Origin of the sequence: Candidatus Bartonella washoeensis Sb944nv (assembly GCF_000278135.1) — a bacterium.
Taxonomy (GTDB): domain Bacteria; phylum Pseudomonadota; class Alphaproteobacteria; order Rhizobiales; family Rhizobiaceae; genus Bartonella; species Bartonella washoeensis.
This window is the reverse complement of record NZ_JH725022.1, coordinates 549,011-574,526: the sequence shown is the minus strand read 5'-3', so window position 1 is coordinate 574,526 and position 25,516 is coordinate 549,011. Positions and strand designations below refer to the sequence as shown.

Here is a 25,516-nt window from a genome sequence, read left to right as displayed (position 1 = left end):
AAATTTTAAAAATTATAATAAACGTTCAGCTTATTCATCTTTCATTTTAAAGCCAGAAAGTTTGGCAGCATAACGAGCAAGTTGATCAATTTCTAAATTGATCTGATCTCCAATTTTAACTTGCCCCCAAGTTGTCATTTGCAGTGTATGACGAATAATGAGCACATCAAAAATACGATCCTCAACAGAATTGACGGTTAAAGATGTTCCATTAAGTGCAATAGAACCCTTATTTACAATAAAGGGAGTCAACCGTGTTGGAAGTTGTAGAAAAAAACGAACTGCATCCCCTTCATTTTTCTGATCAATAATCTCAGCCAAACCATCAATATGACCAGAAACTAAATGCCCACCCATTTCATCACCCAATCGTAGAGAGCGTTCCAAATTAACAAAAGTTCCTTTTGTCCATTGTGCAAGATTAGTCAAACGCAACGTTTCTTCCCACGCTTCCACAGCAAACCAATTGGTATTCGCTTGTTTTGATCCTCTCTCAACAATTGTCAAACAAATTCCTGAACACGCAATTGATGCGCCAATTTCTAAGCTATCTATATCATAACGCGTAGAAATATTTAAATGCACTCCTTTGTTTAAAGATTGAACATCTTCAACGCAACCAATATCCGTTATAATCCCTGTGAACATAATGTCTTACGCCTCCATTTATAAAAACGATCACTTCCAAACATTCTTGTTTCAACTTCACGAAATTGTGAGAGATAATTCGCAAAATGAGGGGCTTCAATACGGTCTTCACCTAAAATAACCGGTGCATAAAAGCATACCAAATGATCCACACAACCAGCATTTAAAAATTTTTCTCCTGTCTTTACGCCTCCCTCAATTAAAACGCTATTGATTCCACATTGATAAAGCAGCTGTAAAATAGCAAGAGGCTGCATGCAACCATTGCTCATTTCTACTGAATACACAGATACACCACATTGTTCCAGCGCACTTTTTTTGCCATTGTTTGCAAAATTTGCACCACAAATAACCCATGTAGGTGTTGTCGTTGCCGTTTGGACAACTTTTGCATTAAGTGGAATGCATAAATCTGTATCCAAAATAATACGTATAGGCGAACGCATTTCCATTCCTGGCAAACGGCAATTTAATTGTGGATCATCCGCTAATACAGTGCCAATACCAACGATAATAGCATTATTTTGAGCGCGTAAAATGTGCGTATGGGTATGAGAAGTGACTCCACTAATTTTTATGCCACCCTGCCCTTTTTTTCCTACACCATTATCAGCAGAAATTGCCATTTTTAAAGTGACTGCACAGCGTCGCAGCTTCCTTACACACCAATGAGTGCACAACGCTTCAAAAGCCTCTTCAGCTAAGACGCCCTCAACAACTTCAATACCAGCTGCACGCAAAAGGGCAATACCACGACCATCAACCCGCCGATCTAGATCAGTAAGAGCAATAACAACCCTTGAAACACCTGAATTGATGAGAGCATTTACACACGGTAAAGTTTTGCCATAATGCGAACAAGGCTCTAAAGTAACATAGACAGTTGCCCCACGAGCCAAAGGGCCTGCCATGTGTAGAGCTTGTACCTCAGCATGAGGCCTCCCGTTGATAGCTGTCACGCCATAACCAACAATGGATGTCCCTGCACTGTCATCATTTCGTGCGATCAATGTACCGACAGAAGGATTTTCACCAGTAAGTCCAACATGACGTTGTGCCAAACGGATAGCTGCAGCCATAAACCGCTCATCTTGAGCTTTTTTATTCATCAAAACAAGATTCTGTACCCGTTATACCCTTTGACAACTCGTCTATAACATCATGAAAATCGCTTGCATTACGAAAATCTCGATAAACGGAAGCAAACCGAATATAAGCAATATCATCAATGCTTTTCAATGCTTCCAGAACAAGATGCCCAATTTTTTCCGAAGCAATCTCTGGTTCCCCTAAACTTTCGAGCCGACGTACAATGCCAGAAATTGTCCGTTCAAGATAATCGGGATCAATATTGCGTTTACGCACAGCTATATCAACCGATCGCATCAATTTATCACGATCAAAAGGCTCACATCGACCACTTTTTTTAGAAACCAAGAGCTCACGCAGTTGAACACGTTCAAAAGTCGTAAAACGGCCACCACAAAAGGAACACACACGCCGACGACGAATTACCGCCCCCTCTTCAGCAGGGCGCGAATCCTTAACCTGTGTATCCTCGTATTGGCAGTAAGGACAGCGCATCTTTTTTTTATCCTTAACAAGGGTTAACGAAGATACGAGTAAAGAGGAAATTTATTCGTCATATCTTCCACCTTTTTCCTAACAGCCATTTCAACGCTACTATTATCCTCATCACTTTTTGCCCCCTTAAGACCATCAAGAACTTCTGAAATCATATGACCAATTTGAATAAACTCGCTTTCTGCAAAACCACGCGTCGTCGCAGCAGGTGATCCCAAACGAATCCCCGATGTTACAGAGGGTGATTCAAGATCAAAAGGAATACCATTTTTATTGCAGGTAATATGAGCACGCCCCAAAGCCAATTCCGCACGTTTTCCTGTTACTTTTTTTGAACGCAAATCAACCAATAATAAATGATTATCTGTACCGCCAGAAACAATATTAAAACCATTATCCTGTAATGTCTTTGCTAAGGTTTTCGCATTAGCAACAACATTAGCACTATAATCCTTGAAATCAGGCTGTAAAGCCTCTCCAAAAGCAACAGCTTTAGCTGCAATCACATGCATTAAAGGACCACCTTGAAGACCGGGGAAAATCGCCGAATTCATTTTTCTGGCTAAAATTTCATCATTGGTCAATATCAAACCACCACGAGGACCTCGTAGCGATTTATGCGTTGTAGTCGTTACAATATGTGCATGTGGCACAGGTGACGGATGAACACCACCAGCAACTAAACCAGCAATATGAGACATATCAACGAGTAAATAAGCGCCTATCTCATCTGCAATTTCACGGAATCGTTTCCAATCCCATAAGCGAGAATAAGCCGATCCACCTGCTATAATAAGTTTGGGCTTATGTTCCTTTGCAAGACGTTCAACCTCCTCCATATCAAGAGTTTGATCCTCTTGACGCACACCATAGGAAACAACATTAAACCATTTTCCTGACATATTGACAGATGAACCATGAGTAAGGTGACCACCAGAATTTAAATCCAGCCCCATAAATGTATCACCAGGCTGCATTAAAGCTAAAAACACAGCTTGATTCATTTGGCTACCAGAATTAGGCTGAACATTCGCAAAAGCAGCACCAAAAAGCTGTTTTGCTCGCTCAATGGCTAAATCTTCAACGACATCAACAAAATGACACCCTCCGTAGTAGCGCTTTCTTGGATAACCTTCTGCATATTTATTGGTTAAAACCGATCCCTGTGCTTCAAGAACTGCTCTTGAAACAATATTCTCTGATGCAATGAGCTCAATTTCATGTTGTTGACGATCAAACTCCCCCCTGATTGCATCAAAAATTGCAAGATCGACAGTTTGTAAATTATCATTAAAAAAGCGCTTTTGTGTGTCATTTGCTTGCTGAGTCATAAAACACGTTCCTAAAATTAAAAAAATAAAGTAATAAACGATAACACAGCAAGTCGTGCAGACCAAATATTTTAAATTGTTTTTATTTAAAAATAAGGCAAACATTTGCCTTATTTTTTTGCAAAGTGAAATATTTTTTTGCTATCTTATAAAATTCTAGCCCTACAAAAAAAATAGTGCAAAATGGATGTTATGTTTATCATAACATATTCTTATTGCTCCATTTTTTTATAAGAAAAAAACGTCCTACCTAAGATATTCAATCATTTATGATGATTTATAGTGTGATAAGTTGAATATAGAAAAAAGAATTGATTTAAGGCAAATAAAATGGCAGCAAAAGTTTTTATTGATGGTGAACATGGAACAACCGGATTACAAATACAAAAGCGACTAGCCGAGCGTTCGGATTTAGAATTACTCTCTCTTTCTCACACAGATAGACATAACATTGATATTCGTCGAGACTGTCTTAATCAAACTGATATCGCTATTTTATGTCTTCCAGATGACGTTGCACGCGAAACTGTTAACCAGCTCAAAAATAATAAAAAAATTAAAATTATCGATAGCTCAACAGCTCACCGTGTTGCACCAAACTGGGTCTATGGGTTTCCTGAAATGACTACAGGACAAAAGGAACGGATCCAAGAAGCGCGTTACGTAACAAATCCCGGATGTTATCCTACCGGCGCAATCAGCTTAATTCGACCATTGCGTGAAGCAGGTCTGCTAGACGCTTATTATCCGATATCAATTAACGCAATATCTGGTTACACAGGTGGTGGTAAACAATTGATTGCACAAATGGAAAACCAATCGCCAAAAGACGATCTTTGGGAGAATTATTTTATTTATGGTCTCAACCTTAAACATAAACATGTGCCAGAAATTAAAATATATGGACAAATCAACCAAACACCCATTTTCGTACCAAGTGTAGGTCGTTTTCCTCAAGGAATGATTGTAAATCTTCCACTCCATCGTAATTTGTTTACAAAAAAAGCTAACTGTTCTGATTTGCGCGAAATTCTTGAGAATCATTACGATGGACAAAATATCATATCAATTGCATCACAAGAAGAAACTGATGCGCTTAGCAAACTCAACCCAGAATATCTAGCACATAAAGATGGTATGAAATTGTTTGTTTTTGGCAACGAGAACGAAGGGATTTTCAATCTCTGTGCCATATTAGATAATTTAGGGAAAGGTGCATCCGCAGCTGCTGTTCAAAATCTTGACTTAATGCTATCAGGGAGCTAACATTAGCTTTATCTTTGGTATTGAAATTATTCAACAGTACGATACGCTCCTTTTGTTGCTCGCCAATGTGCAACTGAAAAACATAATATTGCTAACGCAATACTTTGATGAATAAGCCCCAAACTTATTGGAACTTCATGTAACAACGTAACAATACCCAAGAGTGCCTGAACAGCAATCATAATACACATAAAAAATGCACGACGAGAATGTGTTGAGTGTGGAACTTTCTTTTGTACATACAAAGCATGAATAACCGCTGTAACAAACAAAAAATAAGCAAAAAAACGATGAATGAATTGTACCATCAAAGGATTTTCAAATAGATTAAGCCAAACGGGATTATGCAGCAGCAATCCATCAGGTATGATTTGGCCATCCATAAGTGGCCATGTATTATAAACTTTCCCAGCATGAAGCCCTGCAACCAAAGCACCAAAATAAATCTCAAGCAAAATCAGAATAACAAGCCAACCGGCAAAATATTGAACCTTTTGGTTCGCTGGTTTTTCTGAATATTCTGTAAGTCCTCGAGATAAATAAGTAACAAAAATAATAACAAAACATGCTGTTATAAGATGAAATGCCAAACGGTATTGGCTCACGCTTGTTAGAGTACTTTGGCCAATACCTGAAGCCACCATCCACCAACCAATAGCCCCTTGGACAGCAATAAGAATTGGCACAATGGTGAGCTGAAGCAAAATGTTTTTTTCAATACGTTTGGTTATCCAAAACCAAATTAACCCAAACAAAGCTACAAGCCCAACAAGACGCCCAAGGATGCGATGCGCCCATTCCCACCAGAAAATTACCTTAAATGCACTTAATGTCATATCGTGATTAAGCAGTTTATATTGTGCTATCTGTTGATATTTCGAAAATTCTTCCTGCCATTGCTCCACCCCAATCGGTGGAATTACACCGTGAATTGGTTTCCATTCCGTTATTGATAATCCTGATCCTGTCAAGCGAGTGGCGCCCCCCACTAAAACAATTGCCAAACAAAGCAATAGAATAGAATAAAGCCATACTTGAATTTGTTTTCGATTTTTTTTCTGCAATGATGTCAAAATACTCTTGCTCTTTACTGCCATCTCTGATTGCCCCACGTCTCTTTCCAACCACAATGCATTTCAAAATTTAAACATTAGATCTTAGCTATTCTAGTATGTACTGCAACTTTAAAGCACAAGACAAGCGTATAGCTATAACACTTGATGAATATCCCTATTTTATGACATTTATATTCATTATGATGCAACCACACGGTAAATAGTCTTCGGAAACTTGCTTACCATTTGCATCATCCAATCTTGTCGGTTAAGAACAATATTACAGACGTAATAGTCTGTTAGCTCTGCAAATTGCTCAACGCCATATTGAGGTTCACTCGCCATTTCTAAAATAATAAAATCATAATCTTTTTTAAATTCCTGTAATACATTAGGGATATTATTTGAAAAATCTTGTGCACCAACAGCACTTGTTAATCCTTGAGGAAGAATATCAACTCCCGTGTCATAATCACGATAAATAACATCCTGTAATTGTGCATTGCCTGTCAAAACATCGCTTAAACCCCGATGTGGGCCAATTATTTTCTCTATTTGTTGGCCAGAAATATCCACCAACAGAATTGTTTTGCACTCTTTTATGAGATGAAGAGAGAGTTTTGCTGCTGTTCGAGCAGCTTCTGGCCCAATGATTGAAACAACGGTTGAAGTGCGACCTTTCAAAAAATTAGATAATCTCTCTATTGTAATACAAGCCTCAAGATTTTTTATTCTCTTAGAGACTAAAATGCTCTTATTACTTTTCAAACCATTTTCTTCCGGTTGATCTTTTTTTGTTCCAAAAACTTGATGAAATAATAAAATTCCTCCCAAAAGAGTGACTAAGCTCGCAAATACACTAACAATAATATTTTTTCCGTACAGCGCCATAAAAGAAATTGGCGCTAATTTTGTTGGTACAACCACATGAAGCCTTGTATTTTGTAAGAGAGGGGTATCCTCGCTCATCTTTTTATTTTGCGCATCTACTACTGCTCTTATTTTGTTTTCTAGCTCGTTAAACATTTGATTCAATGATTGGGATTGATCTGTTACAAAAAGGCTAATCTTTTTTTTGAGTTGTTCTTCAAAGTTCCTTGCAATAACCTCATCTGAATGAATTTGATCAGCAATCTGCAAAATTTTATTTTCTAATTGATGAGAAAGTACCTCTAATTCTGCAGTCATTGCCTTAATTTGAGGGTGTGTCCAACCTAATTGTGTAACCATATGCGCCCTTTGTGTTTCCAAAAGATCACGCTTGGACTCTAATGCAGCAACCGTTGAATTACTTGCAATAAATGATAAAGACAGTAAGGATTGTCCATTTGCACGCATCATCTTAATGGTTGAATTCAAACTCGTTAAATGAATACGCTTTAAAGTTGCTTCCGTTAATTGTACTGAAAGATCATTGAACTCATTTTGTTTTACATCATGATGAATAAAAGAATCGACAGATGAGCGAAATCCCTGTACTATATTTAGCACTGCAGCATTATCATATTGTTGATCAGTTTGCTGCTCTTCTAACGATAATTTTTGTTTCTGTGTTATGATCGCTTTTGAAAATGCTGAAAACCAGGTTTCCAATCCATGTTGAGCAGCTTCAAGTGTTTCTGCTTCAAAAGCAAGATTAATAAAATCACCATTGCGGGACAGACGAATACTTTCATAAAAACCTTTTTTGTAAGGACTCTCTGGAGAAAAATTCTGAAAGCTTGCATCATTTAAAATAAAGGGCTGTGAAAATAAAAAAGCAATAACATTATTTTGTTTATCGACAGGCAAAGACTTTCCGACAGAATCAACTAACGAAAATGTTAAGGTTGCTCGGTAGATTCGCGGCTGAATAAAATAATACATGCAAATTAAAAATGCACATAGTACTCCTAACAACAAAACAACCAAAACGTTTCGCATTACTGTATGTACCAACAGTTTCCTATCGCACTTTAAATTCATCTTTATTTCAACCAGCAAAATAATTCATATTTTTTTATTAAGAGAAAGTAGTAACTATCCTCTTAATTTGAATTCATATTATTTTGAGCTAAGAAAAACGTAAAATTTAAGAAAAAATGTTGAGAAATATTTCAAAAAAAAAACTTTAATGCATATTTTTTTTGATATGATCTAATCGTTTTTTTGCTTCACAAGTAAGCACTGCTCTAATGGTAACAGAACCATCATCATGTCCTTCCTGTATTATTTCACCAGAATTTTCATAAAACCAATCGATAAGTGACATTTCATGAGGTCTTAAAAGACATTCAATATTTTGCATTTCACCAAAAATCCGCTTTTCAATTGTTGTTAATAACTGATCTAACCCATCGCTCATAAGCGCTGATACCATAATTGCAGGATTTAATCGTGTCTTTGCACTTGTTTGCAAAACATTCATTGCATGCTCATCCAATATATCAATCTTATTCCAAACTTCTATGATATGCTCTGTATCATCAATATTGATACCAAGACTTGAAAGCACTTCTAAAACATCTTGGGCATGCGCACGATGATCAAGATCTGACATATCTTTCACATGAAGAATGAGATCAGCTTCAACCACTTCTTCAAGGGTTGCCCTAAAAGCCGCAATCAAATTTGTTGGTAGGTTAGAGATAAAACCTACAGTATCAGATAAAAGAACAGTTTTCCCATGGGGAAGAACAACTTTGCGTAAAGTTGGATCAAGCGTTGCAAACAACATATCCTTTGCTAAGACATCTGCACCACTTAATCGGTTAAAAAGAGTTGATTTTCCTGTATTGGTATATCCAACCAAAGCAACAACAGGATGAGATGTTTTTTTTCTTTTCGCTCTATGAAGAGCACGTGTCTTAACAACCGTTTCCAATTCACGACGAATACGAATAATTTTTTCTTGCAGAAGACGTCTATCCGCTTCAATCTGAGTTTCACCAGGTCCACCTAAAAAACCACGGCCACCACGTTGCCTTTCCAAATGCGTCCAGCTACGTACAAGCCTACTTTTTTGATAAGACAAATGCGCCAATTCAACTTGTAAGACCCCTTCCTTTGTCCGCGCGCGATCTCCAAAAATTTCAAGAATCAAAGCCGTTCTATCGATAACTTTGCAATTCCATATTTTTTCTAAATTACGCTGCTGTACTGGTGTTAAAAAATGATCTACAATTGCAAGCGCAATATGATATTCACTTATATAATGGGCAAGTGCATCTACCTTACCCTTTCCAAAGAAAGTCGCAGGACGCAACATAGCAATATTAACCGTTTCATAGTAAACAACGTCCAACCTTATAGCACGCGCCAACCCAAGCGCCTCTTTGAGCCGAGAAGAAACTGAGCATGCACATGAAGCGCTCTCACTTTTGTTTTCTTGAAAAACCGGTACCAAAACAAGTGCGCGCACCTGTTCTACAACCTGTGAAAAAAATCTTCCAAATCTCTCATTTTCATTTATCATAGCAGTTTAAGTACTTTTAAAATGGGATAAGAGATCTATAGCAAAATAGCCTGTTTATTCAGAGCCTTCACCTTCAAACATCTGTACAGGTTGTCCCGGCATAATTGTAGAAATAGCATGCTTATAAACCAATTGCGCATGTCCATCACGACGTAAAAGGACACAAAAATTATCAAATGAGGTTACAATACCTGTGAGTTTAACGCCATTTACAAGAAAAATTGTAAGAGAAATTTTTTGCTTGCGCACAGTATTTAAAAATACATCTTGCAGGTGTTGTGATCGTTCTGCCATTATTATTACACCTTCATTTCGAATTGCATAAAATATTCGTGCATGCATATCGACTGAAAAATATCAAATTGTCAACGTAGGAGCTTTAAAATTTAGCAAAAGATAACTTAAAATATTGAGAAAAAGTACTCTATAGCAATTAAAAACCAGTCACAAAATATGAAAACTTTTTCACCATTACTTTTTGTGAATTACTTGTATAAAGCTTTCCTTTCACTTTGTGCCCAATATATTTATATTTTGAACCGCAAAAAATACAGATATGATATATTTCGAACCATATGCATTTTTAAGAGATTACAATGGCCAATTTCTCTCATTCAAAATCTTAGGTATGGCAATAGCATCATTAATCACTGTGTCAGCAATAAGAAGATAACAAGCTGCACATACATAAACGCATTGGCACACCACAGATCTCTTAAAAACACTGTGCATAACTGTTATCAAATTGCTCTTATTTCAAATACAGCAGTCTCATAATGCTATCTATAAGCTAGAGTTGTAAACAATATTTTTATTCTGGGTATAATCCAATAATAATTTGTTTTTATTGTATTTTATATCATTTTAAAATACAATAAAGAAGCTGCATTAACTTTATCTTGATAAGTTTTCAAAATTTTGCCCCGAACATATTCCTTTCTAAATAATTAACGGTTAGTATACTGGAATTATCTAGAGGAGGACGTATCCCTTTTCCATCTGTAAGAGTACGAGGAGAGTATGGCACGCAGGACCAAATTACAAACATTTGAAGTTGGAGTTGAAGAAGCCCTCACAAAAGCTATGAACTTCAACTTTGATGATGCCAGAATTGAAACGATATCATCCAATAATTTCGAAAATGTCGTGAATGTAGATGATTTGATTCAAAAAATTGCAATGGCAGAAGAAGAGATTTTCGCTGAAAATGGCGCTTCAATTCTCGTACCGAATATTCATGATAACACTGTTGTCGATGAATCCGTTGTTGAACAGCTTTTTGCCCCCAAACCTACACGTGAGCTTTCGGGTGGAACTGTAAACAAAACATTGTTGTCTGCACAACCTCTCCCCGCTAATGATGATCTAACAACTCCTTTAAATTTTCAAACATTAAAGCAGAGCTCTGTATCTCGAATCTATTTGTGTACAACAGCTCTTAGTGCTCTATGGGCAGCAGGAGGTGCTTTTATTGCTCATAAACTGGCTCCTGCCGGGCTTGGTTCCTTAACAAATATTATTACCTTTTTTACATCTCCAACTGGATTGGCTGTAGCAACTGGAACAATAATTCCTATCCTTATGTCTTGGGGGTTTGCTCAACTCACAAAACGTTCAAATGAATTGCACAATATTGCCGTTCTTATGACAAATGCTGCACAGCGTCTCAGCGAACCGCATATATCTGAAAAACAAGCTGTTGCTATAGGACAGACCATTCGTGATGAAGTAGCAGCAATGAACGAGGGAATTGAACGTACCCTTGGACGTGCTGTTGAGCTTGAAGCTATTATACAAGGTGAGGTTCATAATCTAGAACAAGCCTATGCTGAAAACGAATCGCGCATTCATACGTTAATCAAAGAATTAAGCAATGAACGCATAGCCATTTTGAATCATGCTGATCGCGTACAGTCAACAATTAAAGGAACACAGGAACAACTGAGTGATGAATTTGGTTTGGTTACCTCTAAAATTGTAACCAATGTTGAAAAGCTTGCGCAAACTCTTTCCCAGACGTTACAAAAACAAGGGGAAGAGCTTGTTGCAAAACTTTCCTGTGCTGGCGACGGCGTAACAAGTCAGCTTGCTGAAAAGTTTAACGAAACCACGACACAGATTCAGCAAAAAAACACAGAGTTTTTCCATGAATTAGGGAAAAATTTTGATGGTTTCTCAGAACGTTTTGATAATAATGAAAAACAAATAGAGAAAACCTTTAATGAAGCAGCTTCTAAAGCTGAAATGCATATCGCTAAAATTGCAACGCATATACAAGCAGCAACAGATCAGACTCTGCACAATATTGATGAAAAATTGAGAACACTAGATGAAGTTATTGTTGATCGCAATAATCAATCTTTACAGAATTTTGATGAGAAAATCATGCAGCTCGATGAGCAGGCATATAAACTCTCTTCTAAATTTGATAATGTAACTTCAGAAGCAATTGAAGCCTTTGAAAATCGTTTAGCAACTGTTGATCTCTCTCTTAAAGAACACAGTGATTCTATAATCGAATCCTTCATTGCTCGCACTCAAACTCTAGAAGATAATGCTGAAAAGCTTGGTGAATTTTTAGAATCACACGCCTCGCAAATCAATGCAAGTCTCAAAGAAAGAACAACTGATATTACTAACGCTTTCACAAGCGGACACGATAATATTCTTTCTGCAATTGACAAAAGCAAAGAAACGCTGAGAGAAGAGATTAAAAATGTTGATAACGCAATTGTCGATATCATACGAGAACGCTCGCAGGATTTCAAATTACAACTTTCCGATCAAAGAGATATGATGGCAGATATGCTCGACAGCGAAAAGAATAAAATCGCTGATACATTAAAAAATCAGATTGATGTCTTAGCTCAAAATGCTTCAAGTATTGAAAAGGTTTTGAAGAATAATGTTCAAATCATTGATCAGCATGCTGAAACCCATATGGAAAATATAGCGCAGTGCACCGAAAGGCTACAAGAAGTTATTACACAAAGCTGCAATACAACTAAAGATGCTTTAGAAGCACAAGCTAGGAATATTGATATACGTGCTGATGCTTTGCGTGACTCTTTGGCTATTAATAGTTTTTCTCTTAACGAAGTTCTTGCAGATCAGGCACGCACACTCGAACAACGGATGGAAACAATCCATAATCTCATCGCAAAAAGCGATATACGTGTTGATGTCGCGTTAAAACAACAGATAGATTTAGTTGAGAACGCAATTGTTACCAATAACAAGAACATTACTGAAACTGTTCAAGGTCATATAAAAAACCTCGAAGGCCATACTGAAATTCTAAAAAATACTCTTTCTCAATCTAACGGTAAATTCTTTGAAGCTCTTGAAACACACATGGAGTCGTTTGATACAAACCTAGAAGTTCGTGCACGCAAAATTTTTGAACGTGCCGCCACGCTAGAAGAAACATTATCCGAAAAAATTGATCAAGTATGTGAAACTATCGAGACACAAACATCTGCTTTCGGAGAACGCTCTGATATATTACAAACATCTATCATCCTTAATAATGAACAAAGCCAAGCAATTCAACAAGCATTAGAAACAAGCGTCGATAATATACGTCTCACATTAGAGGATTCCGTTAATACAGTTACAGGCAACTTGCATGATAAAATTATAAAAGCCTCTGATGTATTTTCTTCTACGGGTGAACAGATAATTTCATCTGTTGCTAATGTTGCTGAAAAAGCAGAGAATATTCTCTCGGAGTCTGGCAATCGTCTTGTATCAAACGTTAAAAAAACAGTTTATGAGACAAGTGAAAAAGTTCTTTCCGTTCTGTCTGAGAAGACAGCTCATACTGTGGAAGCCTTCACCACAGCAAGCCATAATGCACAAACATTGTTAAATCAAACAATCCACACTTCAGCGACAGCGATTGAAGAAGTACTCAGTGAACGCTGCAATGTTCTTCACCATTCTATGCAGAATCTTAAAAATAATCTAGGAGATCAACTTTCTGACGTAAGCAATCGTTTGGAAGAAGCAAGAAGTCAGACAGCTACTCAAATTTCAGGACACGTTGGAAAACTCACAGAATTGACAAATTATTTAAATCAAGCTGCGCAGAATACAACCGATTCAATTGGTAATTTAACACAGCATATCAGTGAACAGCTTTCTCTCTCAACACAAGACGCTGAACAAAGAATTTATGCACAAAATGAATCTTTAGTGAAGAGCTTGACACAAACCAACTCTGAAACACTTCAAACTGTAACTGCTATGAAGGAGGATCTCGTCAATAATGTTTCATCCATCATTACGCAATTGAATCAATCAATTTATAGCTTCCACGAAAACAGTAATGTTTTATTATCAGCAGTTCAAAATATTGATGGTCAGTTTAGTGAAACTGCGAATAATTTTTTCCGCAACACCCAGCAAGTGGCAGAACATTTATCCGCCTCAAATCAAGTGCTCAATAATAATGTGGAGGCTTTACAAGGACTCTCACAAAACACATTTGAAAGAATTAGTCAGATAACAAACAGTTTTGGTGAACATGCTAAAACGCTCTCTCAAACCATTCACGTTCTCGAACAGTCTGAAAATTCACTCAGTGCAACACTTGAGGAAAAACACAACACGCTCTCTGCATTAAGCAATGCTCTTGTTTCAAAGTCTAATGAAATCAATAAACTGATCGAACATTATGAAAATGTTCTCAGTTTAGCATTTGAACGCACTGATGAAAATGCACGTAATTCCACACACTCACTCCAACAATCACTTAACCAACTTATTAATGAAGCATCCTCACGTTTTTCAGGAGCAGCAGAAGATATACGTCGCTCAGCTCATGAAATTCGCTTAGAACTTTCAAAAATTAATAATGATATTAATGAAAACGTTCACAAGTTGCCAGAAAAGACAAAAGAAACAACGCAAACAATCCGCTCTGCTCTGAATGAACAAATTACAGCATTAAAGGATTTGGTAAGTGTTATACAAAAAAACAATCAAAGTAATGCAAACGACAAATTAATATCAGCAATTCCTACATCAACACCACTTAACAGAAGTGATAATATCTCTCCTGAAATCATCAAGAAGATAGTGCCGCCTAAACCTATTTTGCAACAAGACCAAAGTAAAAAAAGGCAAAATAAATGGGTATCAAGTCTCTTAGAAAGAGCTTCACGCGAAGAGACTTTGTATGAGAAGATGCCTGATGATACTGTTTTTGCACCAGTACAAACAAAACCGCGTCCTGTAAATGAATCGCTTAATTCATTAGCAGCTGGTATAGTACGAGCCATTAACCATAATGCTATCGTTGAGCTATGGGATAATTACCGGCGTGGACAAAAAAACATCGTGATAGAACGTCTTTATACTTTAAATGGGAAAGCGATATTTGAAACAGTCAAGAAAAAGTATATGAGCGATGTTAATTTTAAAAATTCAGTTAATCAGTATATCACAGATTTTGAAAAACTATTACGCGATATATCTCGCAGTTCTGGTTCTTCCAAATCAGTTCGAAAATATCTGATATCAGATACTGGAAAAGTTTACACTCTGCTTGCTCATGCAAGTGACCGCATCCAATAGAGAAAAAGAAAAGTGGGAAAAGAGCGTTTTTCCCACTTTTCTTTCTCCTGTTTTTTTCATCGCTTATCATCCATATAATGCGTTTTTTACAAATCTAGCATTGCGCATTAAAGGTTATAAGCAGTTAGCATTTGGTTTTCTATGCTATTTTAAGCAATAGTCATATTTAAAATAGCATAATCAATCACCAAACAGCACACACTTCGATAGGATGAATATCACTTTCTATCACCAGTCCCCCTTTTCTGCTTCACTTTGCATATATTACAGGCTATAAAAAACTAGTTTGATGTATAAAATGTCTACTCACAGATTTCTCATTTAAACCTTCATTCATTGAAATACACATATTGGTCATAGCTTATTTCATCAGTATCAAATTTCGTTTTATTAGCGTATTTTACAAAATTGAACACAACTCCAGCCCAAAAGAAGTTAACTTTTAACTCTATTCAATAATAAACAACATTATTTCTATTATTCAGCTTGCCAGCCTCTTTTAAAAAGTATACGAATACCTTAAAATTCGCAGATATTGGTTTGTAAGTCCTACATTCAACTTATAAAACAGTAAATAAGGCATATGCTTATGAAAATCATGTTAATTTAAATAATGAAACCTTCTGTTCTTCTCATATCCTTTCTCCCGCGCATTGCAAAAGAAATAACTGCTTGCTTAATGTATTGGTCAGTAATATTTTTATCTGTTTTTTGTAAACTGATCGATTTCTGCAAGTTTTTGCTGAAGAAAGAAAAATAATAGTGCCAATGTCAATAGACTTATTAACTAGCGCAAGCAAAAAAAACCATCAAACTCATTTGATGATAATCAGAAGAATTTGCTTATGTCTATGCGTTTTTGTATTCAAAGAAGCTATGACCTCAATGGATAAAATCTCATCGTAGATGAAAACACTATAAGACATGTACACTAACTTGGATATCGCAAAAATGTCTACAGAAGAAAAGAGTAATTTCAGTTCACAAAAAACTGAACTTGACAGTGCTGCACTTTTTTATCACCAGCATCCAAAGCCTGGAAAATTAGAAATCCAAGCGACAACACCTCTCGATAATCAACGTGATCTAGCTCTTGCTTATTCTCCAGGTGTTGCTGCTCCATGTCTTGCAATTCATAAAGACCCCAATCTTGCTGCCCAATATACTTCTCGTTCTAATTTAGTCGCCGTTATATCAAATGGAACTGCTGTTCTTGGATTAGGAAACATTGGTCCACTCGCTTCCAAGCCGGTTATGGAAGGAAAAGCCGTTTTATTCAAAAAATTTGCCAATATTGATGTTTTTGATATTGAACTTGATGCGCCCAATATTGAGCAAATGATCAAAACTGTATCTGCCTTAGAACCTACATTTGGTGGCATTAATCTTGAAGATATTAAAGCTCCTGAATGCTTTGAAATTGAAGAAAAACTTCGTTCTGAAATGAATATTCCAGTTTTCCATGATGACCAGCATGGAACTGCCATTATTGTTTCTGCGGCCGTATTAAACGCATTAAATCTTGCAGGAAAAAAAATTGAAAATGCAAAAATAGTTACCTCGGGCGCAGGTGCCGCAGCCCTCGCTTGTCTTAATCTTTTAGTCCGTCTTGGAGCGAAAGTTGAAAACATTTGGCTTAGCGACTTAGAAGGTGTTGTTTATGAAGGTCGTAAAACACTTATGGACCGTTGGAAAAGTAATTATGCACAAAAAACTGATGCGCGAACTTTATCTGAGATTATTGATAATGCGGATATTTTTCTAGGTGTTTCAGCGGGTGGTGTTTTGAAACCGGAATATCTTAAAAAAATGGCTTCAAATCCATTAATTTTAGCACTCGCTAATCCAACGCCAGAAATTATGCCAGAAGAAGCACGCTCCATACGACCAGATGCTATGATCTGCACAGGTCGCTCAGATTACCCCAATCAGGTTAATAATGTCCTTTGTTTCCCTTATATCTTCCGTGGTGCTTTAGATGTAGGTGCCACTGCAATCAATGAAGAAATGAAAATAGCAGCAGTTTATGCTATTTCTGCCCTCGCCCGTGAAGAATCTTCAGATATTGCAGCACGTGCATATTCAAAAACTCCCCCTAGTTTTGGGCCAGACTATCTGATCCCCTCTCCCTTTGATCCACGCTTAATACTACGTATAGCTCCTGCTGTTGCTAAGGCAGCGATGGAAACTGGTGTTGCACTTCGGCCGATTGAGGATATGGAAGCCTATCATGATATCCTTAATCGATTTGTATTTCGTTCTGGCTTAACAATGAAACCTGTTTTTGCAGCAGCAAAAACAGCCAAACGTAAACGCGTGATTTATGCTAATGGTGAAGACGAACGCGTGCTTCGTGCAGCACAAATTGTTCTTGAAGAGCAAACTGCAATACCACTCCTCATTGGCCGTCCACATGTAGTGGAGGCAAGATTAAAACGCTTCGGTTTAAGAATTCGTCCCGGTATAGATTTTGAGCTTACAAATCCAGAAGATGATCCACGTTTTCGTGATTACGTTAACTTATTTCTTCGTTACACAGGAAGGCGTGGTGTCTCACCCGAAGTCGCAAAAACAATCGTGAGAACATCAACAACGACTATTGCTGCCCTAGCAGTAATGCGTGAAGAAGCTGATGCAATGATTTGCGGCTTAGAAGGGCGTTTTGAGCGTAATCTTGAATTGATTGAACAAATTATTGGACTTGATCCCAATGTTAGTCATTTTTCTTGTGTTAGTTTGCTTATCTCTCCACGTCGTACACTTTTTCTAACGGATACTTACGTCAATGAAGATCCTTCTGCAGAAGAAATAGCAGAAATGACGGTGCTAGCAGCTCAAGAAATTGAAGCATTTGGTATAACACCAAAAGCAGCATTATTGTCACACTCAAACTTTGGCTCCAAAAACACAGAAAGTGCGCAGAAAATGCGCCGCGCAACTGAAATTCTTGCCGAATTATACCCCAATTTAGAAGCTGATGGGGAAATGCACGGTGATGCCGCACTGTCTAAAATTTTTCGTGATCGTGTTTTTCCGGATTCACGTTTAAAAGGTGAAGCTAATCTACTTGTCTTTCCAACGCTTGATGCAGCTAATATTACACTCAACATCGTGAAAAATCTCACTAATGCACTTCATGTAGGTCCTATTTTAATCGGAGCTTCACGTCCTGTACATATACTAACGCCTTCGGTAACTTCGCGGGGAGTTGTCAATATGACAGCTCTTGCAGTGCTTGCTGCAAATAGAAAACAATTCCGTAATAAGACAAATGAAAATAAGTAAACTCACAATAAAATTTCAAAGTTTTTTAAAGTTTACAATATAGTATTTCATACACTGCAAACTCTTTTGCTATATTTAAAGGATAGCTATATTCTGAATTTAGCTTTTTTTTAAAAGAAAAAAAGGCTAAAAAATAGTATTAAGTGTATTTTAATTTTTTTACTAACCCTATAACAAGGAATTATACATTGTCCTCTACATTCGATACAGTTGCTGATATTATCGCAGAAATCAGCGAAATTGATCGCAACATAATCACATCTGAAAGCCATACAATCGATGATTTAGGAATCGATAGTCTTGATTTTCTTGATATTGTTTTTGCTATTGACAAAGCTTTTGGAATTAAAATTCCGCTAGAACAATGGACCCAAGAAGTCAATGAAGGTACAGTTGCAACTGAAGAATATTTTGTTCTTAAAAATCTTTGTGCAAAAATTGATGAACTCGTTGCCTTAAAACAGGCTGGTTAATTTTTTACCATGCATGATCAAGCAGTATTTATCACGGGTATAGGACTCGTAAGCTCTCTGGCTGAAGGGGTTGAGCGTCATTGGGATTTTTTAAATGATCCGACAGTCACACCAAACCTCGATTGTACAACTTTTTCACCCTACACTGTCCATAGATTAGCCGAAGTTGACTGGAATTTGCAAATTCCAAAACGAAGTGATCAACGGCAAATGGGAACGTGGCAGCGTCTTGGTACCTACGCCGCGGGTCTTGCTCTTGATGATGCAGGTATGAAAAATAATGAACAATTAACTTCGACAATGGATATGATTGTTGCAGCAGGTGGAGGAGAGCGTGATATTATTGTTGATACACAAATTCTTTCTAAAGCACGCACGATAGCTGATCATGATTCCATGTTAAATTCAGCTCTTTCATCTGAACTTCGCCCCACTTTGTTTTTAGCACAACTTTCAAATCTCTTGGCTGGAAATATTTCAATTGTTCATAAAGTAACTGGATCTTCCCGTACCTTCATGGGAGAAGAAGGATCTGGACTTGCTGCACTTCAAAGTGCCACAGCTCGTATTCGATCAGGGCAGAGTACACATGCATTGATAGGAGGCTCCTATAATGCACAAAGCTATGATATGTTGTTGGCACATGAACTTGGAGGTCTCTTAACACGCAGTGGATGGAAACCAGTATGGGAACGTAAAAATTGTCTTGGCGGTGGTGTCATAACTGGTTCAGGTGGTATTTTCCTAGTCCTCGAAAGCGGAGAACACGCAAAAAAACGCAATGCACGTGTTTATGCTGAAATTAGCCAAATTATAACAGATCAAATAAACAGAACAAAAATTCCGCTTAAAAAATCAATTGCGACAATGTTGAAAACAATAGATGCTAGATCCGCCTTAGCTATTTCAGCTGCATCAGGCTTTCATGAAGTGACACAAGCAGAACAAAGTGCTCTAAATGATGCCGATATGTTTTACCGTGGTATTACAACATTATTTGGTTATATGCGAGAAGCGCAATTTCCTTTAGCACTTGCGCTTGCTGCCCTTGCTGTAAAAAAAAGGCGCAGTTTTCCAGCGTTAAGTGCTCATGAAAAACCTTTTCATAAAGAAGTATGTGAAGCATTTGTTACAACCATTGGTATACAAAGAGCTGAAGGTATAGTACGCTTAACTGCTGCTTGAGGAGGATTTCTATAGTGAAATATAACGACCATTTTGGACGCCCACTTGTAGCAATAACCGGAACAGGAGTTGTAACATCACTGGGGCAAGGCAAACACGAAAATTGGCAAAAATTAACAAATGGCGTTAGTGGCATCCATAAAATAACTCGCTTTCCCGTTGAGGGATTAAATACATGTATTGCTGGAACGGTCGATTTTCTTAACGAAAGTAGGCTTGGTGCTTCAGCTCTCTCTGAAAAACTCGCGTATCTAGCAGCAGAGGAAGCTTTAGAGCAAGCAGCTCTTGACAAAACAAATTTTGATGGCCCACTCTTTTTAGCGGCTCCTCCTGTTGAGCTTGAATGGACAGCACGTTTTGCCCTTGATCAAGAGGAAGCATTCAATAGTGAACCTTCTTATGCTCATCTTCTTGAAGTTTGCAGTCATAAAAACCATAAGGTCCTATTTGAAGCTACACAATTTGGTGCAATTGCAGAAAAGCTTCAAAGAAAATTTGGAACAAAAGGACTTCCTGTTACACTCTCTACCGCCTGTGCATCTGGTGCAACAGCGATTCAATTAGGTGTGGAATCTATTCGGCGAGGAGAAACAAATCGTGTGCTTACGATTGCTACAGATGGTTCAGTTTCAGCAGAATCCCTTATTCGCTTTTCATTATTATCCGCTCTCTCAACCCAAAATGATCCTGCAGAAAAAGCAGCAAAACCATTTAGCCGTGACCGAGATGGTTTTGTTATGGCAGAAGGATCAGGTGCTCTTGTCCTTGAATCTCTTAAAAGCGCATTAGATCGTAATGCAACAATTTTAGGAATTTTGGCTGGCTGTGGAGAAACAGCAGATGATTTTCATCGTACGCGTTCAAAGCCCGATGCATCACCAGCAATTGAATCAGTTCGCAAAGCCTTAGATGATGCAAAAATAACCATCAATGAAATTGACTATATTAATGCACATGGAACCTCAACACCAGAAAATGAAAAGATGGAGTATCTCGCATTATCAACAGTTTTCGGCGACCTTTTAGAACATATTCCAGTCTCTTCTAATAAATCAATGATTGGACACACATTAACTGCAGCAGGTGCAATAGAAGCTATCTTCTCACTTTTAACTATTCAATCGGGAATAATTCCCCCTACAATCAATTACGATGATCCTGACCCTGCTATCCCTTTAGACGTTGTTCCTAATTATAGCCGTAAAGCTTGTGTCAATGCGGTTCTGTCAAACTCATTTGGCTTCGGCGGCCAAAATACTAGCCTTGTTATTACAGCATATAAAGGATAATCCTTTTATGATCAAACTTCGTTATACTTAGTCTGAGAACATATATTTTAAGGGGGATGATAATGCGTGCACTGCAACTGTTTGATGAGCGCCGGCTTGAAATTACCAATATTGCCCCGCCACCACCACCTAGCCCCGATGAAGTAACTGTGCGTATAAAAGCCGTTGCTCTTAATCATATTGATGTATGGGGATGGCGTGGTATGGCTTTTGCTAAAAGAAAAATGCCACTCGTAATTGGTGCAGAAGCTTCTGGTAAGATTATTCAACTAGGGAGTGATGTTAAAAATTTACAACTTGGGCAGATTGTCTCAATTTATGGTGCTCAAACCTGCGGAATATGCAAAGCTTGCTGTGAAGGACATGATAATCTCTGCAGTCAGGTAAAAGGCGTATACGGTTTTCATCTTGATGGATTTGCTTGTGAACTTGTTAATCTGCCAGCACGTCTATTGGTTCCAGCCCCTCCGAAATGCAATGAACTACAAGCAGCCGTCGCTCCAATTACTTTTGGTACTGTAGAACATATGCTTTTCGATAACGCAAAACTACAAGTAGGAGAAACAATTCTGATACAAGCGGGTGGTTCTGGTATCGGTTCAGCAGCCATTCAACTCGCAAAACATATGGGATGTACAGTTATTACAACCGTAGGATCAGATGACAAAATTGCAAAGGCGCAATCTCTTGGAGCGGATCACGTTATTAATTACCGTAAAGATCGTTTTGAAGGTGTTGTGCGCAAATTAACCCAAAAAAAAGGCGTTGACGTTGTTTTTGAGCATGTAGGTGCCGATACTTGGAGCGGTTCTCTTTTATGTATGAAACAAGGGGCACGCTTGGTAACTTGTGGTTCTACTTCTGGTGTTTCAGCACCACTGAATCTTATGCAATTGTTTCAACAACAGCTCAAAATATTTGGTTCATTTGGCTGTCGTATAGAAAATATGCAAAATGCCATGCAAAAAATGGAACAAGGAATTGTACATCCTGTCATTGATACCATTGTTAAATTTGATGAAATTGATACAGCTTTAAAACGAATGGAAAGCCGTGATGTTTTTGGTAAAATTATTCTCAAAATCGATTAAATTATAATGAAGCTTTATATTAAAAAACTTATTTATCGTATTAAAATTATAGTTAAAAAATCATTTGATTTTTTGTACGCACATTTGCTCATTGGCTCTTTATGTATTCTAAAATATTTCCCCACCAACATTGGATTTTCTTTTTTTTCCTGGTTAGCTAAAACATTTGGTCCCCTTTTCTTTCGTCATCAAATTGCACTTGCAAACCTTAGAGCTGCATATCCAGAAAAAACAGAACAAGAACTTCATTCCATTGCAATAGAAATGTGGGAAAATATAGGACGCTTTATAGCCGAATATATTTTTCTTGATAAAATTTTTGATTTTGATCCTCATGCAAACCAGCCAGGTCTTATTGAGGTTAAAGGTGCTGAAATATTCGAGCGCTTAAAAAATGAAAAAAAACCGCATATTTTCTTTACAGCGCATACCGGAAACTTTGAACTTCTCCCCATATGCGCACAAAGTTTTGATCTTCATGTTACAGTGTTATTTAGACCACCCAATAACCCCTATATTGCAAAACGAGTTCTTAAAGCACGGCAAACTTCCATGGGGCATCTCGTTCCTTCCAAAGCTGGTGCAGCTTGGGCATTAGCAGCTAAGTTAGCAGAAGGTAAAAATGTTGGCATGCTCATTGATCAAAAATTTCGCCGAGGTATTGTGGGAACATTTTTTGACAGACCACTTAAAACTAATCCCTTAATTATAAAACTTGCTCGCCAATATGATTGTGATATTTATCCAGCACGCTGTATCCGTCTACCTAGAGGACGCCATCGTTTAGAGCTATATGACCGTGTAAAACTTCCACTTGATGAAAACAATGAAATTGATATAGCTGCTTCTACCCAGAAATTAAATGATATTGTTGAAAACTGGGTCCGTGAATATCCAGGACAATGGATGTGGTTACATAGACGCTGGGATGGCTAATTATCCATATCATTTATAGAAGAGGTATCAGTGTTCGCATCAAAAGATATTAATGACCTTATCGCAATTGTTGCAGCATTACGAAATCGCGATAGCGGTTGTATATGGAATATAAAACAAACATTTGAATCCCTGATACCCTATATGCTCGAAGAAGTTTATGAGGTCATTGATGCCATTGAGCGGAAAAACTCAATGGATCTTTGCGATGAACTCGGTGATCTTCTTTTACAAATAGTCTACCATGCTACAATTGCGCAAGAAGAAAGTAGCTTTTCTTTTGAGGATGTTGTTTACGCGATTACCGCAAAAATGATTCGTCGCCATCCTCACGTTTTTGGAACTGCAGAGCAAAAAAAACGTGGTTTTGTAGCAGAAGAATGGGAACGTATTAAAAAAATAGAACAAGCTGAACAAAAAAAAGAGTGTGAAGAAGTAAGCTTATCAAACAATTCCATAACAAGCATTCTCGCAAAAGTGAAAAAAATCCAGCCAGCAGACCAGGAAGCTCTCGCTTTACAAAAAGCTGCTGCTAAAATGGGGTTTGATTGGCATGAACACCATAAAATTTTTCCAAAAATCGAAGAAGAACTTAATGCTCTCAAAAGTGCAATCAAAAATAACAAAACATCAGATATAGAAGAAAAATTCGGCGATCTTTATTTTATTCTGCTTCATCTCGCACGTTACTTGAATATTGATTCACAAAAAGCATTAAAAAAAACAAACACAAAATTCCGAGATCGCTTTACCTATATTGAAGAAAATCTCTCCTATCAATCTAAAACATTAGCTGATGCATCCTTGAATGAAATGGAATCTCTTTGGCATAAAGCTAAAGATGAAAAAAATACCAGAGTTTTTACCAAAAAAAATTAAGATAATTCTTTGCTCACAAAACATAATCTCATTAAACTCAATTGGCTTCCAATGTTTCATTTAGCTGATTTTGGGAGGCAGGACGAAGTTCAACCGATTCACCGCAACCACATGCTGAAATTTGGTTAGGATTTTTGAATATAAAACCGGAACGAAGTGTTGTCACTTCATAATCCACCTGTGTTCCTAATAAAAATAATACTGCATCGCGTGCTATAAAAACACGAGCACCGTTAACTTCAACAACATCTGTATCTCGAATCTCTTCTTTTACAAGAGTGATTGTATATTCCATCCCTGCGCAGCCGCCTTTCTTGATACCAATAAGAATACCATGCGCCTCTTTTTCATCCATAATCGCTTTAACACGCTCTACTGCTGCTTCCGTCAAATTTATCACTGAAAAACGACTCATCATTTACTCTTTTATTGCTCAAACAAACATCTAGAAATTCTTTCCTCTATGATACTTTACTTATCTGGTATATTAGAAAAAAAACAACAAGATATAAATTGAAATGTTTTGATCTTTTCTTATCAGGATAAAAAACTAATATAGAACAATTTAGATTTGTGACTGTACAATCCAGAATTTCTATTTTTTCTGTTTTTATTTTTCATGTGAAATGCCTATCCTACAACAATCAAAAACAGAGAAAAGGTCCTTCAATACCGCATATCAGTTACTACACTTGTAAAACTGTTCACCTTTTGGACAGGTTTTGATAGATAAACAAAAATATTAAAGTGCAAAATTTTATTTTTATTCTCGTAAGCTCTTTTTTAATAACCTAGAGCATTTTAGATTTTTTCCTGCTTATTTTTCTCTTGCCTTTAAAGAAACAGTCGTTTAGTCGTTTTGCACGGTTCGGAGCGTAGCGCAGCCTGGTAGCGCACTTGACTGGGGGTCAAGGGGTCGTGGGTTCGAATCCCGCCGCTCCGACCATCTGTTCAAAATAGTTGTAACCTGCCTATAGAAATGTAGCTTGCCACTAGGTTTTGTACCAATCTATTTTTTTTCAAAGAGTTTAAGGTTTATTTATATCCGCTTTCATGAGTCTTATTTTCCTTTGCTAAAAATCACAATTTATGATGATCAGTTTTTTTACCACAATCACATGATTTGATAACTAATAATGTGTAAGACATGAGTGCAGAGCACCGCAAAATTTTGTATAATTTGTATCATATTTTGTAAAAACTACCTCCTTTTCAAAGGGTTCTCAAAGGGTCTTCAAAGACCTTTCAAAGGTCATTTAAAGCCCCTTTTATGAATCATTTTTCTCTTCTTCTAAAAATCGCAATTTGAGATGATCAGCTCCTTCGCCGGAATCGGATACTTTGAACCACATGTATAAGATGTAGTCACCTCTTTTCGTTTAAATTGGCTAAAGGTTGTTCGGATCTCTGGCACATCATTGAGAGACAAAACAAACTTCCCCTTTAATTGTGCAAGCAGT

At 37.3% G+C, this 25,516-nt stretch carries 18 protein-coding genes and 1 tRNA gene; 10 read left to right on the top strand and 9 right to left on the bottom strand.

Going from position 1 to position 25,516, the window contains the following annotated elements; genetic code table 11:
• Nucleotides 1-30 precede the first annotated feature (30 nt).
• From MCQ_RS02370 to glyA, 4 genes are read right to left on the bottom strand one after another with little or no spacing between them, the layout of a single operon-like run.
• Complete coding sequence (locus tag MCQ_RS02370) at nucleotides 31-648, bottom strand: riboflavin synthase (RefSeq protein WP_006923319.1); 618 nt, start codon at nucleotides 646-648, stop codon at nucleotides 31-33.
• Nucleotides 630-1,757 carry a bifunctional diaminohydroxyphosphoribosylaminopyrimidine deaminase/5-amino-6-(5-phosphoribosylamino)uracil reductase RibD gene (ribD, locus tag MCQ_RS02365; protein WP_035007743.1) on the bottom strand — a complete coding sequence of 376 codons (1,128 nt, stop codon included), beginning with the start codon at nucleotides 1,755-1,757 and terminating at the stop codon, nucleotides 630-632. The genes MCQ_RS02370 and ribD overlap by 19 nt, the downstream gene beginning before the upstream one ends.
• The gene (gene nrdR, locus MCQ_RS02360; protein ID WP_006923317.1) at nucleotides 1,750-2,232 is read right to left on the bottom strand and encodes a transcriptional regulator NrdR; all 483 of its coding nucleotides are present in this window, start codon (nucleotides 2,230-2,232) and stop codon (nucleotides 1,750-1,752) included. The genes ribD and nrdR overlap by 8 nt, the downstream gene beginning before the upstream one ends.
• Nucleotides 2,233-2,255: 23 nt before the next feature.
• Nucleotides 2,256-3,563, bottom strand: coding sequence for a serine hydroxymethyltransferase (gene glyA / locus MCQ_RS02355; RefSeq protein ID WP_006923315.1), 1,308 nt, complete (start codon nucleotides 3,561-3,563; stop codon nucleotides 2,256-2,258).
• 330 nt (nucleotides 3,564-3,893) lie between these two features.
• On the opposite strand from glyA, the gene argC reads away from it, so the two are divergent.
• Nucleotides 3,894-4,829 (top strand): N-acetyl-gamma-glutamyl-phosphate reductase, encoded by a 936-nt coding sequence (gene argC / locus MCQ_RS02350; RefSeq protein WP_006923314.1) that lies wholly within the window; start codon nucleotides 3,894-3,896, stop codon nucleotides 4,827-4,829.
• A gap of 26 nt (nucleotides 4,830-4,855) precedes the next feature.
• Here the strand turns inward: argC and MCQ_RS02345 are convergent, their stop codons facing one another.
• From MCQ_RS02345 to hfq, 4 genes are all read right to left on the bottom strand, one after another.
• Nucleotides 4,856-5,941, bottom strand: a complete 1,086-nt coding sequence (locus MCQ_RS02345) for a COX15/CtaA family protein (RefSeq protein WP_006923313.1) — start codon at nucleotides 5,939-5,941, stop codon at nucleotides 4,856-4,858.
• Nucleotides 5,942-6,082: 141 nt separating this feature from the next.
• Nucleotides 6,083-7,849: a hypothetical protein gene (locus MCQ_RS02340; protein WP_181461075.1), complete on the bottom strand. Its 1,767-nt coding sequence runs from the start codon at nucleotides 7,847-7,849 to the stop codon at nucleotides 6,083-6,085.
• A 145-nt stretch (nucleotides 7,850-7,994) separates the two neighbouring features.
• Complete coding sequence (gene hflX / locus MCQ_RS02335; RefSeq protein ID WP_006923311.1) at nucleotides 7,995-9,338, bottom strand: GTPase HflX; 1,344 nt, start codon at nucleotides 9,336-9,338, stop codon at nucleotides 7,995-7,997.
• Nucleotides 9,339-9,392: 54 nt separating this feature from the next.
• A complete protein-coding gene (hfq, locus tag MCQ_RS02330; RefSeq protein ID WP_006923309.1) occupies nucleotides 9,393-9,632 on the bottom strand; it encodes an RNA chaperone Hfq in 240 nt (79 codons plus the stop codon).
• Between the two features lie 726 nt (nucleotides 9,633-10,358).
• On the opposite strand from hfq, the gene MCQ_RS02325 reads away from it, so the two are divergent.
• The 8 genes from MCQ_RS02325 to mazG all read left to right on the top strand — a co-directional run bounded on the left by MCQ_RS02325 (nucleotide 10,359) and on the right by mazG (nucleotide 24,056).
• On the top strand, nucleotides 10,359-14,918 hold the full coding sequence (locus MCQ_RS02325; protein WP_006923307.1) for an apolipoprotein A-IV repeat region-like domain-containing protein: 4,560 nt from the start codon (nucleotides 10,359-10,361) through the stop codon (nucleotides 14,916-14,918).
• Between the two features lie 951 nt (nucleotides 14,919-15,869).
• Nucleotides 15,870-18,203: an NADP-dependent malic enzyme gene (locus tag MCQ_RS02315; RefSeq protein WP_006923306.1), complete on the top strand. Its 2,334-nt coding sequence runs from the start codon at nucleotides 15,870-15,872 to the stop codon at nucleotides 18,201-18,203.
• A gap of 188 nt (nucleotides 18,204-18,391) precedes the next feature.
• On the top strand, nucleotides 18,392-18,676 hold the full coding sequence (locus MCQ_RS02310; protein ID WP_006923304.1) for an acyl carrier protein: 285 nt from the start codon (nucleotides 18,392-18,394) through the stop codon (nucleotides 18,674-18,676).
• A 9-nt stretch (nucleotides 18,677-18,685) separates the two neighbouring features.
• Entirely contained in the window at nucleotides 18,686-19,861 is a 1,176-nt protein-coding gene (locus MCQ_RS02305; RefSeq protein ID WP_006923303.1) for a beta-ketoacyl-ACP synthase, read from the top strand.
• 14 nt (nucleotides 19,862-19,875) lie between these two features.
• Nucleotides 19,876-21,150 (top strand): beta-ketoacyl-ACP synthase, encoded by a 1,275-nt coding sequence (locus MCQ_RS02300; protein WP_006923301.1) that lies wholly within the window; start codon nucleotides 19,876-19,878, stop codon nucleotides 21,148-21,150.
• 62 nt (nucleotides 21,151-21,212) lie between these two features.
• Nucleotides 21,213-22,241 carry a zinc-binding dehydrogenase gene (locus MCQ_RS02295; RefSeq protein ID WP_006923300.1) on the top strand — a complete coding sequence of 343 codons (1,029 nt, stop codon included), beginning with the start codon at nucleotides 21,213-21,215 and terminating at the stop codon, nucleotides 22,239-22,241.
• A gap of 6 nt (nucleotides 22,242-22,247) precedes the next feature.
• Complete coding sequence (locus tag MCQ_RS02290; RefSeq protein WP_006923299.1) at nucleotides 22,248-23,177, top strand: lipid A biosynthesis lauroyl acyltransferase; 930 nt, start codon at nucleotides 22,248-22,250, stop codon at nucleotides 23,175-23,177.
• Between the two features lie 30 nt (nucleotides 23,178-23,207).
• A complete protein-coding gene (gene mazG, locus MCQ_RS02285; RefSeq protein WP_006923298.1) occupies nucleotides 23,208-24,056 on the top strand; it encodes a nucleoside triphosphate pyrophosphohydrolase in 849 nt (282 codons plus the stop codon).
• Nucleotides 24,057-24,093: 37 nt separating this feature from the next.
• On the opposite strand, the gene MCQ_RS02280 is transcribed toward mazG, so the two are convergent.
• Nucleotides 24,094-24,471 (bottom strand): iron-sulfur cluster assembly accessory protein, encoded by a 378-nt coding sequence (locus tag MCQ_RS02280; RefSeq protein WP_006923297.1) that lies wholly within the window; start codon nucleotides 24,469-24,471, stop codon nucleotides 24,094-24,096.
• Between the two features lie 454 nt (nucleotides 24,472-24,925).
• On the opposite strand from MCQ_RS02280, the gene MCQ_RS02275 reads away from it, so the two are divergent.
• Nucleotides 24,926-25,002 (top strand) — tRNA-Pro (locus tag MCQ_RS02275).
• Nucleotides 25,003-25,516: the final 514 nt, after the last annotated feature.